Raw genomic sequence first — 15,547 nt, forward strand, 5'->3', positions numbered from 1 at the left:
AGATAGGCACTTTCGGAAGTATGGCTGTCTCATCTTTGGAAGGTTTGGCTGGTTTATCGCTCACAAGTTCTAGGATCCTTTCAAAAGGAGATATGGTTATGATGACATTCGCTGCTGTATGGCTTACTTACAAATTAATAGGTCGACATTTCCTTATTATTAATAGTAACGATGATAAAAAAATATATCTTCTTTATTCACTTTTGCTTCTTTCATTAGTATCCTTTTCTCAATCTAATGATATTTGGATGAGTCACTATCATTCTGATATACTTAGAAGAATGAGGATTCAATATGAAAAGCCGCCTGGTTTTAGTGAGAAATTAGGTATTGAATGTTTTAAAGATAAACCAAAGCTTGAAACAATTCTTACTTGTGTAGGCAATCAACTTATTTCAAATGACCGCCAGTTCTTGACATTAATCTCAATTTTCAAGATTTTTAGCAAAGAAGACTCGGTGTTTATGCAGAAGATGATGCCGAAGAACAACCTATATAACACTAACAGACAGCACATTAATCAATTAAGACGCATAATTAAGACATCTTTAGGAGAAGAACATGGAAAATCATGGAAAAATTATGTAACTTATTATACGGAAGCCTCAGCTAAGACTAAATTCAACGCAGACACTGCAATTCTAGTACCGATCAAGCTTGAAGGCGAAGATGTCTATGATGAAATTTACAGCAATTTGGGAGCGCTAGTCCTCCAGAAGAAAGATAGGGGTTTCATTATAATATATTTTCTTTATACTAATAAGGGTAAAAGAAAGCTGCCAAATTATCTGAAATCTATTGAAAGTATATTTAGATATTATGATTAGATGAAAAGTTTTAGGTTTATATATTTGTTGGCGGAAAATACTAAAGGAACCATCTCTATGTAGTCATGGTCGGAAGAAAAATCTTCCGACCACGACTAGTTAAGACCCTTCCTTTTTTTTCGCAAAATTTCGCTGGTAATCAAAAAGCAGCTTTCAGTTCTTTCCATGAAGCAAACTTGCCATTCTTTAGCTCATACCGAATTAAAGCAATAGGATATGAAAAACCATCCTTATTGCTTAAAACTGTTCTTTACTTGGTCTGGACAGACCATGTAACTTGACCCCGTTGCACCAATTTTTAATTATTTTTAAGCTTATTAATAAACAAGGTGTTAAGAGAAAAATACTTTTGTGGAGAAGGCCGTCAATTGACACTGGTTTATGCACACCTAACAGCTAAACTTTTTCCCAGCATGCCCACTTTCTGTATCATCAAGAATGGGTTTTGTCCTATGGATTGGAATGGAATCATCAAAATTGATAGTTTTAGTTTAAACAATACGCGGTTGTCTAATGATGGGAAAGCCGGCCAGCCATCTCAAAGAAAAGACCAGCATCACGCAAACAAAAAACAAAAATTATGAAAAAAATTTTAATCCTAGCTGTTGTGCTCGTGGCTAATGTTGCCGTTGGAGTAAACATCGCAAGAGCAAATGCTGAAGAAAAAATTGAAGCAGAAGCAGGCTTAACAAAAGGTATCAAAGGTTCTTACCAGGGCACTTACGTTTGCCACTGTCCGGATGATACTAAAGAGTGTTACTGCGGTTCCTAAAAAATCATGAGGTAATTGCCGTATGGCAATTACCTTTAATTCTGACCAGCTATATGAAGTATTTAAATTTCGCTTTTTTTCTCGCCCTGCTTATCGTGACAGGTTGCGGCCAAAATAATATTAAACTAAGTGGACCGAAAAAAGACAAAACGGAACTATTCAGTTTAATCGATAGTATAGCCCTGACCGGTACCGATTTAAAAGAGGTTATGGGCATAACAGTGACAAAAAACAATGAGATTATTGTCTGCAATTACAATGCAGGAAAAGTGCTCCTTTTCGACAGCACCGGACGCTACCAGCGGGATATTATTTCCAATGAAATACCAGCTTTCAAGAAACATAAGGTAGGTTATCCTTTAGCCGTTACCTTAGATGAGAAAGGGTTTATTTATGTTTCGGACAACAAATACCGTAGGATCATCATCCTCAATGATAAATTTCAATATGTGAACAGTTTTATCATATCGGGGCACCACATCAGTCCAATAAGCTTGGCAGTAGGTAATGGAACAATTTTTATGGGTGGCTGCGATAAAGAAACAGGTGAATACGTTCATGCCTACACGACTAATGGTGCGCACATCCGTTCGTTTAGGAAGAGCAAAACGGATTTCGAAGGTCTGCCCCACTTTTCGCCAATACTGAACTACCCTTTTATCTATCTTGATCACGACAGGATATTTTCTGTAGAATCAATGGACTATAACCTTACCGCAAATGACTTGAAAGGAAAACCGCTATTTTCAAATAATTATGTAAGCGACCTTTACACATCCGATGTATTAACTCATCTCCAATCCATTAAAAACGACTATGCAGAGGTTGATAATGAGTTAAGCAAGCAATTTGGTATTTATGGTGATGGAGAAAGACTTTTTGTGAAACATGGCATGCCAACAGCAGCCCATCCGCCCGAAAACTATTATCTCAAAAGGCGTTTCATGCTCGATTTGCTCAATAGAGCAGGAGAACCACTGCTCCAAGGGGTTGATACTGGCAATGAAGATTTGTTTCAGTTGTCAGCAAACAGAGCCTTATTCCTGAACTGCACCCCTAGCGGAACTTTTCAAATCAAACGTTATAAAACTTTAAAAATTAAAAATGTCTCTTAAATCCTTCCTCATCGCAATTGTAATCATGCTGGCCATTTCAACAAGCTGGTATGCCTATAAGACTTATAGTTTTACCAAACTCTCCGGAAATTACAAGATACTCACCAACGACCAGAAGATGGCGATCAACCTCGGAAAAAGCCAACTTCCGTCAACGGTTCGCTTGAACCCCGTAAACGGAAGTTCACTAAAACCTAATCTCGCTGAGGAGCTCAGGAAAAACCCTTACACCCTGCTGGTGATATTTGAACCGACTTCCTGCGGTTCCTGCCTGGGCGAATTTACCCTTTACAATAGCCTTAAGTCTGATCGGGACACGCCCGTTATTGGAATCAGTAGCATGAAAGACCAAAAGGAATTGGAAACTTATATCCGTAATGCCAAGCTGAATATTCCGGTATATCAGGATTCGCTGGCTTTCGTCGGCGCATTTCTCCAACCTGCTGCTGTACCTGCCAAGGTGCTGGTGGACAGCGAGGGGAAAATCAAGTGGGTGGATTACGTAAGGGAAAATCAGGAAGATCAAAATATATTCGCAGGATTTTTAAGCTGGTATGTTCAAAGATAAATTTACATTTTTGATTTTTTTTATCCTGATCCGCTGTATTCCTGCTATGGGACAGGTGAATGGAGAGCATATTTTTTGTGTGACCGGCATTGCAGTGGATTCATTGACCGGGAAAGGCATCGAAGATGCTTCGATAGCAGTTTATGACCAGCAGGGGCGTAAAATGAAAAACGATATTTCTCGGGAATCTGGAAGGTTTAAATTTTATATCCGCTTAGTAAGTTCCTGTAGGATGGAAGTGGTGCACCTCAGCTACCAAAAAAAAACAATTATTATAAATCCTACAGATGCGGACAGCTTAACCCTTGGCCGATTGCTTTTACTTCCGCGGATGCATGAACTTAAAGAAGTGGCCATCTCAGCAAAGAAAAATGTGGTCAGCTATGGACTGAATAAAATAACCTACAGTGTCGCTTTGGACAGTTCAAACAAAGGCATTTCCGCCTTAGACATGATACAGAAAGTGCCGCTCATTGAAGTTGCCGGAAACCAGCTCGTGGCTTCAGGAAGATCAAACTTGAAACTTTTCCTTGATGGCAAAGAAGTGGGGTCTTCTTCCTCTTACGTTGCTTTTTTAAAATCGCTTCCCGCAGGCTCTTTTTCAAAAGTAGAGGTCAATACCAGCCCCGATATCCGCTATCAGCAGGAAGGGGTAACCACAATCATAAACTTGACCTCAGATAAAAAACTGCCGAAGGGAATTTTTGCCGGTCTCAACACTGGTATAAGCTCCAGGTTGGGTTATACATATGGCGGTTTTGTGATGTCTAGACTGGATAAATTATATATAGTGGCAACACTGAACAGAGATAATTCCGGGCAGTTTGTGGATGGGGAAAGTATTCAGCAAATTTATAATTTAGACAATTCCTTCATCTCCAGTCTCACCACATCCAGCAGACAGAGAAATTCAAGCTTGCTGACTGATATCAATGCAACTTATAATATAAGCCCAGCAAGCTCTGTAAGAGTAAATTTTAGTCGTTTTGGTCTGAACTCCGATAGTGAGTTTATTCAGGCACGCGGCAATGTAACATCTGGTGACCTGGTCTTTAAAAACCTGCAGTCCTTCTATAATCTCGAGGGGGATTATGAAAGGGTTGGTAGGAATAAACATATTTTCTCCCTTGCGCTTAAGTTGGCAAATGATAGCCAGCAGCAGTCGTTTGAGCGCACCGATAGGTATGCCGGTTCCACCGGAAATGAATATACCGTCCAGGCGGATTATATCATACCAAAAGAAAAGTGGAAAATTGATCTGGGGACAAAACTAATACGCCGCAACATTGACCGGAGCGGGACAGTACCCATCGCTGGTTACAGCCAGGATATATTTCGTCTTTATGGATCTGCGGCCTATGATATCACAAAGAAACACCGGATTACTTTGGGCCTGATATCCGATGCGGCTGCATTTGAAAATGTTGTAAGCAGCAATAAGTACTATAACCTGCTTTTTCAGGGTAATTATTCTTTTCTTGCCGGAAAAAGCACCAATATTTCCTTTAGCTTTAATCAGCAGGTCAAACGCCCAGGTCTAAAATACATCGCACCCGCTATACTCGTTTCCCTGCCCCAGAATATTCTTGTTGGAAATCAGGAACTCTCTCCCGAAATGATTTACAACTATAAAACAATGGTGAATGGGCTTCTACTTAAAAAGCCCGCCAGTGCCAGCATCTATTTTACGCACATCCCGGCTAGTATCATAGAGGAGAAGATGTTAACAAATGAAGGTGTGCTGACCACATACTCTAACAGGGCAACCTTCTACCAGTTAGGGACTTCGGTTTTTTACAGTTATCCCATCACTAAAAAAATATCTTTAAGGTTAAATGGGGATATTGGCCTCCAGCAATGGAAAAGTCAGGATAATGACCTCAGCAACAGAGGATTGATATATAAGATATTCACAACATTAACTTACAACGGGTTTATCGGCTGCAATACTCAACTCCGTTTCTTCAACTATTCCAGGGTCATCACTCCACAGGGATATTACGGCGCATATTATGATTCACAGCTTTCAGTTTCCCGAGCATTCTTTCATGAAAGATTCTCCTGCAAAGCAACCCTTTACCAGCCATTTCTTGGAAAGCAACAGGTGAAAAGTATTTTTGACACATCTTCAGGAAGCTATTCCGCTGCTAATATCACTCAAGTCCGTTATCTAAACCTCTCATTGAGTTATGAGTTAGGTAATGTTTCAAAAGCCATGAGCAACCGCTCCCAGAAAGGAAAACGGGCAGAAAATGATGACCTTAAGATACCCTGATACTTTTGCATAAGTCCAGGTCTAGTCCGCTGTTGCATAAATGACAAATGTAGAAACACTGTTGAATATAAAATATTCCACATTTGATTTGCTTAAGATTTGTCGATGATTGTATATATTAGTGCTTTACATTGACGCGCTATGTACAATTGTGTGATAATAGATGATGAGGCCCATGCAATCGAAGGCTTAAAAGAGTTTATTTCCAATATACCTGAAATTTCTGTTCTGCAGACTTACACGAGTTCTATTGAAGCACTGAAAGCCATCGCTGGTTTTCCGTCCATTGACCTTATTCTGATGGACGTGGATATGCCAGGAATATCCGGGATTGAATTGTCCAGTGCCATCAGGCAGTATACCGATAAACTGGTATTTACAACCGCACACAGCAAATATGGTTATGAAGCCTTTCAGGCTGAGGCAAATGGTTACCTTTTAAAACCTTACAGCCTGTCGAACTTCCTCACTTTGATGAACAAACTCTTTCCAAATAGCTCACTGCGTGAAACGGTGGTAGATGAAGATTTTTTCTTTGCGAAAAGCAAAGAGGATAATTACAGCCTGGTGAGAATAAATTATCAGGATATCATTGCGATAGAGAGTAAGCTAAACTACATCAGGATACATACACTGGAAAAGAATATACTGACCTATATGTCACTTGGAGAAATGGCGAGAAGACTGGAAAAGAGGAAAAATTTTATCCAGTTTCAGCGGAGTTTTATTTTAAACAGGACCCATATTTCCCAGATTAGCGGAAATACAATAAAGATGAGTAATGGCCTTTCAATAAGTGTCGGCGATTATTACAAGAAGGACTTCAATAATTTTATCGAAAAATACCTTTTGAAAGTAGGACGCAGGTAACAACCTGCATCCTAAAGTGTCTTTGAACTTAATTGGACGTTGTGACAGTCATGCTAGTTGCCGTAGTCGGTTCTGTTGTTCCTTCAATTTTTTTAGATTTAAGCGATCTGAAAATGAATACTGTTTTGCGAGAGTTAATAATTTTTTTTTGTCCCATGATTGTTGTTTTTATGGAACTTAGCAAGGTTAAGCGGTGAACTAAATTATGTTATACACAAAGGCCATATGTTGATATACAAGTGTTCAGCTATATGAAAAAGTTTTTACCCAAATGGTTTCATTTAAACCTAATCCACATACTCGCCTGGAGCGTTTTCATCTCTTATGAAACGGTTGTAGCGGGTCTGGCATTCGGGTTGTGGGCGCATCCGTTGACCTATTTTATTCACTATTCAATCAACATCATTTTCTTCTACACATTTGGTAACAAGTTGTTTCCATGGGCTTTTGAGAAAAAAAGTTATGCCATCTGGCGTCTGCTCGGTGTGGTGGCCTTTGGCATGCTTTCATTCATCATATTGAACTTTTCTTCTGATTTCATTTTAATAAAGCTTCGATTTATCCACGACAAAACTAAGCTGCAAATTGAGCAGAAATATGTGACCAGAGTGTTGTACCGGGGAGTCTACTTTTTAATTTACTCACTTGCTTACTACCTATTGATGAGTTACCTTAATGCAAGAAAGCGAGCAGAACAATCCGAAAATCTAAGGCTTAATGGTATCATAGCTGAAGAAAAGATGAAGAAACAGCTCTCGCGTGCACAAAATATGTTTCTTAAGGCACAGATAAACCCTCACTTTCTATTCAATACACTGGATTATATCCATCATCATGTCCGTGGGCTGAGCCAGGAAGCAGGAGATGCCATTATTTCCCTTTCGGAGATGATGAGGTATGCTATTGACGCTGATCAGGATGAGGTTTTTATACTATTGGGAAAAGAGATTGAACAGGTTGAAAAATTACTTGGTCTATATCAACTGAGGCAAAACTACGGGCTAAATATCGAGATATATTTTTCACAATCTGTTTATGGTATGAAATTTATTCCACTTGTATTGATGACCCTCACTGAAAACATGTTTAAGCATGGTAATATTCTTGATGAGGATACAAAAGCTTTAATTGCTGTTTATAGTGATGATAGTAGCCTTTACATCAAAACCAGAAATAAGATTAATTGGTCCAATGCACATACATCCTCAGGAAAGGGACTTCAAAATATTCGTGAGCGGCTTGTTTATTCGTATGGAAGCAATGTTGCCTTTGATTATCAGGGAACTGATGATGGTTGCTTTGAAGTCAATATACAACTGCCACTGGCAGCAATTGATTCTGTATGGTCGGTTTAGCGCTAGATGAGTTATTATTACAGGCCGCAGGTCTTTATCTTTATACTGGAGCCAAACTTTCATACTGGCCTGCAGTTTAAAAAAACTTCATTCGTGTGCGGTGAAGCAATATCAGTTTGACAGCAGAAAACAAAGAATACTAAACAAAAGCCATAAGTATCACTTCTACTCATCAAATGCAGATAAATTCCTTCATAAAAAAAAAGATGTTTACATAATGAGCATCATTTATCAATAATATCCTTTTAACCGGAAAAACTGATGAATTTAAGCATATGCAGTCTAATTGACCTGTTCCACCAAATTTATAATTGTATCATAATTAATGATTTAGTTCAAATTTATTTCCCTAGGAATGGGGTCAATAACTTATATTTTGTAAACCTACCTACAGGAAAAGCCTTAATTTGGTTTTAGAAGAGCATCTATTTTTTCACTAAATCTTTTTCAATATTACCATAAAATCGGTTAACGATTGCTGCGACCTTGCCATCAAAGTCAATAAGATAAAAGTTAGGTATACCGACGGTCTTAAATTCAGAACTTAGTATTCTTGCCCCAAAAAACACAGGAAATTTAAGTTGGTTATTTTTCACGTAACTAGGGATCTGCTCTAATTTGTCTCCTGTATAAATGTTTACAATAGAAAAAGGTTGATAAACATATCTCAAATGTATTTTATTTAATATCGGATTTGACAACGGATTCGTGGAGCAAGTAGTAGATACCAAAACAACTAGTTAACACCGGATCGCGAAGCTTCTCTTTTATTTTTTTTCATTGGCTATTGGAATATCATCAATTATAGGAGCCTTTTCCTCAACATGTTTTTGTTTATCTCATAAAAACCATTGACTTTAATTTCATCTTGATTATTACATCCTTGATTTTAATTTCTGCAAATCTTTTTTCGATAAAGAATTTCAACCTGCCAATTTGATAACCGTCTTTAAATTCAGTTCCAGAACCAATTTTCTTATTGCCCACCTTTCTCTTGCGAATAAATGAATATTTTGGTGTTTTCAGAAAACGAAAAAACCTGTGAACATTTCATTTACAGGCTTTTAGTTAAATTTAAAACTATTTCCGCGGAATGGATGGCTCCTATTAAAGAACATATTCAGCCATCCAATACAACTTGACTATTTTTGCACATTAAAATCTGACTTAAAGTTCTTAAATACAAACCAAATTTATTCCGTTGCTATACCCAATAAATTTTTCATGTAGTAAAATACCGATGCATTTTAAGGACGAGATAAAACAACTTTAAATTAGCATTTTACTTGCTATAAATTCAAAGCCTGTAGTATTATGATTTGATTGAAATTCCTGGTTCAGCAATTCCAGACCATCATCCACGTGCATCTTAACATAGCGACCAATATCCTTATCATGCGCGTAAATACCATATTGTAGCGCTATTATTGCGATATAATAATCGGTATATTCTCCGAATAAAACCTTTGCATTGTACTCTTTTCCTTTTGAGTCTTTAATATCTTTAAGTTCAAGCTGTTTATCAGAAGATACTGAATAAGCAAAAGCTATTCTGGAAATAATATTTTCGGTACCTAGGTTGAGTTTATTCGTAAGGCTGGTTATAATCTCCTTATTGGCTAAAGATGTCCTGATATTACTAAACATAAGCTTTTTGAGTTTGTTGGTACCATGTAAATAATAGGTTTGGCTCCGTCTGCTCAAAGCCAGAGTTGTACTTATCATTTTGTTTAATTAAGTAGGCCTTCCCAACACGGTCAACCATCCAGCTATATTCTTCTTCATTTAGCTCCTTTTGCAACAAAGGGAAAAGTACGACTTGGGCTGAAAGATTTGGATAGAACTCTTTAATTATGTTATGCGAGTGATTTTTATCGAACTTTTGTAAAGGACTATCTATAAACACGGGAAAACGAACATTTGACTCGTCGACTAGTGCTTTTAATAAAGCTGTTGCATAAAGTTGTTGTTCACCTTTTGACAAAAGCTCTTTATCAATAAATCTACTCTGATTGTCATACAATTCAATATCAATCAAATCCCCCTCGATTAGAACATGTACACGGCTTACGAAGTCACTTTTATGCATAAGTCTGTTTAGTTCATATTGGATATTCTTCTCTAATGAACCTTTCTTTTTGTTTTTCAATTTTTGAATGAAAACATCCAATTTCTGAATGAGGCGCTCGGCCGTTTCATCCTTTTCCTTATCTACATCTTCCAAGATTACTTTTTTGCTAAGTTCCGAAGTCTGTCGTGAAAGCGAATTGATTTCATTTTCCAACTTATAAACATCAGCATGCAAACTAGCCTGTTCGTTGAGCAATAGTTTGATTTCGTCGTCTAATTTCTCCTTCGTTTTACGGATCGAGGCAATAACAGGATCTTTTCCTTTAGCTTCCCCATCTTGGAGCTTTCTGTTCACATTATTGAAAACACCTTGCAGACGTTTTTGATCATTAATTAAGACCTTAAAAGATTTACCAAATGTTGTTGTTATGTTTTCATAGGCTACATAAAACTTCTGTTGTTGATCAGGTGTAAAACTTAATAATGCTTTGACCTGAACAGCATCTTTTGGAATTAACTCTTGCTCAATTAATGATAAAAGAAAATCTTTTTTATCATTATCAAGGGCTAAATTACTGTCTGTAACTAATTTTGATATAGCAGCAAATTTTGTTTTTAGCAGGGCCGTAGCTGCAGCACTGTTACTACTTTCTAATTCAAGTTGCTTTTTAACCAATGTCATTTTACTCACGAGCATTGCAAAAGGGGCAAGCTCCAACATATCATTAAACCGGCTTTTCAATTTGCTCAAATCATCAGCTAAAATATGTTTCTGCTCCCTTAGTCTTTTTATTTCTTCGATTGTGATGGAACTCCCTTCTCTAATGAGCTGTTCCTGATGAACATCTGAGGTAGTTCGCTTGATTTGAATGCTTTCGACAATGCCTTCCAACTGATTACGTTTATGCTCAATCATTTTCCTTGCTTGTTCAAGCTGCCTGTTCAATTTATCGAGTGCACTTCGATCACTTTTGCTAGCTGACTTCTCCCTTATGCGGTATCTCATCTGCGTTAAGCTCGCTTTAAGATCTGTATATTTTTTTATCCCTAACACTTCAGCATAAGCCTGACTTAGATATTTTTTTTCCTCAACGGTATTCACGTCTGCGAGAGACACAATTTTCTCGGCATCGAAGAAAAAAAACTTGGCAATTTCCTTTGGCAGGATAAAATCATTGATAAAGATTTCGGGGCCAACATTTTTGGTCAACTCATTCTCGCGACCATCTATCAGAATCGTTAATTTTTCTTTATGTGTTGTTACATTATAGCTCCTTGTTACCTCAACTTGCTTACAGGGTACAGAAGGAATCATTATATTGGACAGCTTTAGCGTTATGCTGAAACTTGATAAATCACTTATCAATTTATGGATAAGCTGATTTTCGGTCAGTGTATTTTTTTCACTACCAGCCTTCAATTCACCGACTTTTGTAATGGCTTCACTATGGGCAATTCTATTCATCAATTTTTCGCAGTAACGGGTATAGCCTCCCGCTTCATTGATATCTTGCCTATAGCGCTCATCCACATCATTCATCAGTTTACCATAAAGTCCCCAAACTAAAGATGTGAGGAAAGATGTCTTACCAAATCCATTATTACCCGCTATAACGGTAATATTCTGATCAGCATCCATAGCAAAATTTACCGTGTTGATGCCTTGGTAAACTCGAAAGTTATTTATGATGATTTGTTCTATGAACATATTATTTTGTTCTAACGTAATGTTCCAAATGGTTTTCAAGATCATGTTGTAAACCATAATTGTTTACCATGATATATCTTGATTGTTGAACTTCTAAAAGTTCATTAATAAGGTTATAATCTGTTTCGTCAACAAATACTTCCCTGAGGGTATCTTTTTCAAAGACATCCTTAACTTCAAAATCCTGAGCCTGAAGATTAGTGCCGTAAACCTCATTATAAATATCAGCTACACTGAACCTGAACAGCGAATCCCTGTGCCAGGTAACCTGGATACCTACCAGCTCCTGTGAATTAATCAAAATTAAATCAGATTCTGTTTTTTGAACCTCCTTCTGAGCTTCCAAAAGTACTTTGAGCATATAAGCCCTTTTGTCCTCTAAATATGGGCCCCAACCATCAGGGTTCTCAATGTAACTTCCACGGCGTTTTGTATCTCTCCATTCTCTATTATTGCGGTTATCCTGAAGCATGTCTCTGAAGTCAGCAAGTGGCTCCATCCACTCCTCACCATTATCAATAAGCGCAGCCATAGATTTATCCTTTTTTACGACGGTACAAACCCAGCAGCCAAAGCGGCTATTGCCACAAGATGGGGTGGTGTCATCTATGACCAAGGGACAGTCGCCGCCCGTGGCGTTATTATAAAGGGTGACCAGCGCTCTATTCGAGCCACCCCATCCTGGGTTATTTTGTAGCAAGTATTCCCAAACCTCTTTAGTTTCAACATCTTTAATTAATGCAAAAACGTATGCATTCGGCAAAACATGTTTTCTTAAACGTTCACCCTTAACTTCATGCTTTTTGATACTCTTCGCCCGATTTACACTTTCAGCGCTTCGAGTTCCCAAGAGTATAATCACTTCACCAATCTCGCTTATTTTACTTTTGATGAATTCAGTTGTTGGATTAATTTTCAACCGTTCAGTACACCATCTGAATGTATTATTTGGTGTGGGATAGCCTTTTCCAATTAGATTGACCCAAAAACTTTCTTCCAATTTCGGAGTCGTCTCATGAACAGTAATAGGCATGGATTGCTTTACTGCCTCATCTTGAATATTTTTAAGGGTAATTCGGATGAACTGGGCAATTTTTGGATTCTCAACAAGAGTATCATTACAGACAACATATATTCGTCGGCTTCTGAGCATAGGCTCAATTTTAGAAACTGTTGCCCAAACTAATTGCAAAAGCATGGTAGAATCCTTCCCCCCGCTAAATCCGATTATCCATGGACGATTATCATCATCAGCCATATATTGGTCGAAAACCTCCTGCTGTAAAAATTTGATATCTAATGCCATATATTTAGAAACTATAAAAGCCTTAAGATTTGCTAAATTTAAATCTCAAAGCCTTTCAATTTGACTCACTATTTCCTAATAAGTTTTTAGGATAGGGTAAAGATATTATTAAAAATAACAGCATAAACACAGAGTTTTCAACAAGCTAACAGTTATCAAGATGTATGCTTTTGAGATAGAAGAAGTTATATATATTTTGATTTACCCAAAATTTACATTTACATGTGGAATATGCTCTTTTGTTCTTCAAGATTGAATCAACCCTCCTACTTAAGTTTATAACAGCCATATTTATAAACTGTTGTTAATTCAAGTTTCCGTTAAAATTTTAGCTATGAATTAACATGGAAATAATTGATTCTATCTTAATTCCTATTTATCATCAGATGAGTATAAACTCATAGATATGGGTTCAAATATTTATTTAGTGACATTTGAGCATTCCAAATAAGAATAATAAATCTTATTTTGCTTTTTGAACCTAAATTTTATGAAAAATACTTTCAATTGCGTTATTATTGACGACGATCGTTCGGCGATTAACATAATTACCGATCACATCGGCGAATTTCCAAACCTAAATGTAACTAAGACATTTACTAAACCCATTCAGGCCTTAACCGAATTAACCAATGATGAAACGGTAGACCTGATTTTCCTCGATATCGATATGCCAGGACTTTCAGGTATGCAACTTGCTGAAAACCTGCAAGACCGATCCCCAAATATTATATTTACCACCGCTCATGATAAATATGCCATGAAAGCGTTCGATGTGAGGGCAAAGGATTTTTTGCTAAAACCGATCGAGCTCGACACATTTACCAAGGTAGTGAACAGGGTATTAAAAGAATGCTATGTAAAGAAAATCAGCAGCTTTAGCTATGATGACATGGCTTTCTTTAGGCCTGGGGAACGAGGAAGGGTGGATAGGATCAATCTATCATCAATAACCCACCTTCGTGGTGCTGGAAATTACGTCGATATCTTTACGCTGGACGATCGGTTCACCATTTACATGACCATAAAGGAAATGTCAGAAATCCTGACAACAGATGACCGGTTTTTTAGGGTTCATAAATCCTATCTGATAAACGGATCCTACGTAACACGTATAGTAGGAAACCTAGTCTATCTAGGAAAACACCCAATACCGATGACTAATCCATATAAAATCAGGTTCTGCAATTTTGTTAAGGATAAAATATGGATATCAAAGAGAATTTGATCCTTTCTTTATAAAATGATGATTTTCAGAAACAATGCTTGTTCCGGTTGTGATAATCGTCAAACTTGTTTCGGTGGGGTCTGTGCTGGATACCCTTTTTTCATCTTTAGAGCGGAAAACAAATATCGTTTTCTTACTCAATTTTACGTGGCTGTATTGTTTCATAAAAGAAACTTAAGCCCAATAAAAATCAGGTTAGAACTTATTACGCAAGGCAAATGCTGACTTACACAACACCATTATTTAACTCAAAAAACAAATACGCGAAAGCCATTTGGCTGATTGGATTTTGGTTTGCCTATATGGTCTACGAATCATTCGCCGTAGCAATGGCAACGGGATCATCCAGTAGGATAATATTTTATCTTTTGCATTATCCGGTAAATATTTTACTGTTCTTTCTGCATGCATTTGTGATATTACCATTAGCGTTGAAAGATAAAAAACAAGTATTTTGGAAACTCCCATTGCTAATCTGCATTGAACTGTCCTTGTTTCTTACAGTAAAATACTTTACCGATCACTTAATAGCGGTAATATTTAAAGATTTGGGCGGCGCGAAGATTGTTATTGATGAGCGTTTCATTTACGGAGGAATATGGCGGAGCATATATTTCATATCCTTTGCTTCGGGATATTACTACCTAAAATTTTATCTTAAAGAAAGAGATAAAAGAGAATCTCTGGAAAAGCAGGCTTTACTTGATGAATTAAAAGCAAGGGATGCGCAAATTGAACTTAACAATGCCAGAAATGCATTTTTACGAGCACAAATAAACCCTCATTTCCTTTTTAATACACTTAATTTCATTTACAGTAAAATACATAAAACAGATCCAGCCGCCGGAAAAACGCTTTCGGTATTGGCAAGACTAATGCGATATGCACTTCGAAGCGGCTCAGAACTCGCGGCAATGAATCTTGGTGAGGAGTTAGGGCAGGCAAAATTGCTACTTGACCTATACAAAATCAGTAAGGAGGAAGAAAAAACCGAATTTGTTTTTAAGATTGAGAAAGGAGTGGAAAATGTTGGATTCATTCCGCTTGTTATACTGACACTCATGGAGAACATGTTTAAACATGGTGATCTGAGCCAGAAATCACATCCTGGAACACTGGAAATCAGCAAAGTTGGAGGAAATCTAAAAATAAAGACCAGCAACCTTTTTAGCGCTGAACTGAACGAGTTGAGCAATCATAATGGCTTGAACAACATCAGCCAGCGTTTAGTATTGAGCTACGGAACAGCAGCAGAGATGAAATATTTTATTAATCATGGATATTTTTGTGTTGAAATTACAGCACCGATATCTTAATCACTAAGTGCGGTCACAAAAATTATAAAATCAATTCAGCTAAAGAATAAGAACAGTAGTAAATCCTGCAGCTCTATTCCAAAACAGTTAGATTTCCGAATTGATCACTGTTTTTCATTAACTCCGATTGAGATTGA

Annotated in this window: 12 protein-coding genes; 9 read left to right on the forward strand and 3 right to left on the reverse strand. The window is 37.3% G+C overall.

Going from position 1 to position 15,547, the window contains the following annotated elements:
* Window positions 1-20 precede the first annotated feature (20 nt).
* The 7 genes from ASU31_RS00325 to ASU31_RS00355 all read left to right on the forward strand — a co-directional run bounded on the left by ASU31_RS00325 (window position 21) and on the right by ASU31_RS00355 (window position 7,782).
* Complete coding sequence (locus ASU31_RS00325) at window positions 21-827, forward strand: hypothetical protein (protein ID WP_057930408.1); 807 nt, start codon at window positions 21-23, stop codon at window positions 825-827.
* A 580-nt stretch (window positions 828-1,407) separates the two neighbouring features.
* Window positions 1,408-1,599: a hypothetical protein gene (locus tag ASU31_RS00330; RefSeq protein ID WP_057930409.1), complete on the forward strand. Its 192-nt coding sequence runs from the start codon at window positions 1,408-1,410 to the stop codon at window positions 1,597-1,599.
* A 53-nt stretch (window positions 1,600-1,652) separates the two neighbouring features.
* Window positions 1,653-2,714, forward strand: a complete 1,062-nt coding sequence (locus tag ASU31_RS00335; RefSeq protein WP_157257880.1) for an NHL repeat-containing protein — start codon at window positions 1,653-1,655, stop codon at window positions 2,712-2,714.
* A complete protein-coding gene (locus ASU31_RS00340) occupies window positions 2,704-3,282 on the forward strand; it encodes a TlpA family protein disulfide reductase (protein WP_057930411.1) in 579 nt (192 codons plus the stop codon). Before ASU31_RS00335 ends, ASU31_RS00340 begins: the two co-directional genes overlap by 11 nt.
* Window positions 3,269-5,557, forward strand: coding sequence for an outer membrane beta-barrel protein (locus ASU31_RS00345; protein WP_057930412.1), 2,289 nt, complete (start codon window positions 3,269-3,271; stop codon window positions 5,555-5,557). Before ASU31_RS00340 ends, ASU31_RS00345 begins: the two co-directional genes overlap by 14 nt.
* A 141-nt stretch (window positions 5,558-5,698) precedes the next feature.
* On the forward strand, window positions 5,699-6,427 hold the full coding sequence (locus ASU31_RS00350; protein WP_057930413.1) for a LytR/AlgR family response regulator transcription factor: 729 nt from the start codon (window positions 5,699-5,701) through the stop codon (window positions 6,425-6,427).
* Between the two features lie 251 nt (window positions 6,428-6,678).
* On the forward strand, window positions 6,679-7,782 hold the full coding sequence (locus ASU31_RS00355) for a sensor histidine kinase (protein WP_057930414.1): 1,104 nt from the start codon (window positions 6,679-6,681) through the stop codon (window positions 7,780-7,782).
* A gap of 1,269 nt (window positions 7,783-9,051) precedes the next feature.
* Here the strand turns inward: ASU31_RS00355 and ASU31_RS00365 are convergent.
* The 3 genes from ASU31_RS00365 to dndC are packed head-to-tail and all read right to left on the reverse strand — an operon-like array spanning window position 9,052 to window position 12,866.
* Window positions 9,052-9,429 carry a DndE family protein gene (locus ASU31_RS00365; protein ID WP_057930416.1) on the reverse strand — a complete coding sequence of 126 codons (378 nt, stop codon included), beginning with the start codon at window positions 9,427-9,429 and terminating at the stop codon, window positions 9,052-9,054.
* A complete protein-coding gene (locus tag ASU31_RS00370) occupies window positions 9,422-11,560 on the reverse strand; it encodes an AAA family ATPase (RefSeq protein WP_167346138.1) in 2,139 nt (712 codons plus the stop codon). Before ASU31_RS00370 ends, ASU31_RS00365 begins: the two co-directional genes overlap by 8 nt.
* Window position 11,561: 1 nt before the next feature.
* A complete protein-coding gene (gene dndC / locus ASU31_RS00375; RefSeq protein ID WP_057930418.1) occupies window positions 11,562-12,866 on the reverse strand; it encodes a DNA phosphorothioation system sulfurtransferase DndC in 1,305 nt (434 codons plus the stop codon).
* A gap of 490 nt (window positions 12,867-13,356) precedes the next feature.
* On the opposite strand from dndC, the gene ASU31_RS00380 reads away from it, so the two are divergent.
* Together ASU31_RS00380 and ASU31_RS00390 are read left to right on the forward strand one after the other, a co-directional pair.
* The gene (locus ASU31_RS00380; protein ID WP_057930419.1) at window positions 13,357-14,094 is read left to right on the forward strand and encodes a LytR/AlgR family response regulator transcription factor; all 738 of its coding nucleotides are present in this window, start codon (window positions 13,357-13,359) and stop codon (window positions 14,092-14,094) included.
* 431 nt (window positions 14,095-14,525) lie between these two features.
* On the forward strand, window positions 14,526-15,410 hold the full coding sequence (locus ASU31_RS00390; protein WP_167346139.1) for a sensor histidine kinase: 885 nt from the start codon (window positions 14,526-14,528) through the stop codon (window positions 15,408-15,410).
* Window positions 15,411-15,547: the final 137 nt, after the last annotated feature.

It is taken from the genome of Pedobacter ginsenosidimutans (assembly GCF_001442625.1).
Taxonomy (GTDB): Bacteria; Bacteroidota; Bacteroidia; order Sphingobacteriales; family Sphingobacteriaceae; genus Pedobacter; species Pedobacter ginsenosidimutans.

Coding starts and splice junctions, on each gene's coding strand:
- ASU31_RS00325 (WP_057930408.1), top strand. CDS start 21: ATGGCTGTCTCATCTTTGGAAGGTTTGGCTGGTTTATCGCTCACAAGT.
- ASU31_RS00330 (WP_057930409.1), top strand. CDS start 1,408: ATGAAAAAAATTTTAATCCTAGCTGTTGTGCTCGTGGCTAATGTTGCC.
- ASU31_RS00335 (WP_157257880.1), top strand. CDS start 1,653: ATGAAGTATTTAAATTTCGCTTTTTTTCTCGCCCTGCTTATCGTGACA.
- ASU31_RS00340 (WP_057930411.1), top strand. CDS start 2,704: ATGTCTCTTAAATCCTTCCTCATCGCAATTGTAATCATGCTGGCCATT.
- ASU31_RS00345 (WP_057930412.1), top strand. CDS start 3,269: ATGTTCAAAGATAAATTTACATTTTTGATTTTTTTTATCCTGATCCGC.
- ASU31_RS00350 (WP_057930413.1), top strand. CDS start 5,699: ATGTACAATTGTGTGATAATAGATGATGAGGCCCATGCAATCGAAGGC.
- ASU31_RS00355 (WP_057930414.1), top strand. CDS start 6,679: ATGAAAAAGTTTTTACCCAAATGGTTTCATTTAAACCTAATCCACATA.
- ASU31_RS00365 (WP_057930416.1), bottom strand. CDS start 9,429: ATGTTTAGTAATATCAGGACATCTTTAGCCAATAAGGAGATTATAACC.
- ASU31_RS00370 (WP_167346138.1), bottom strand. CDS start 11,560: ATGTTCATAGAACAAATCATCATAAATAACTTTCGAGTTTACCAAGGC.
- dndC (WP_057930418.1), bottom strand. CDS start 12,866: ATGGCATTAGATATCAAATTTTTACAGCAGGAGGTTTTCGACCAATAT.
- ASU31_RS00380 (WP_057930419.1), top strand. CDS start 13,357: ATGAAAAATACTTTCAATTGCGTTATTATTGACGACGATCGTTCGGCG.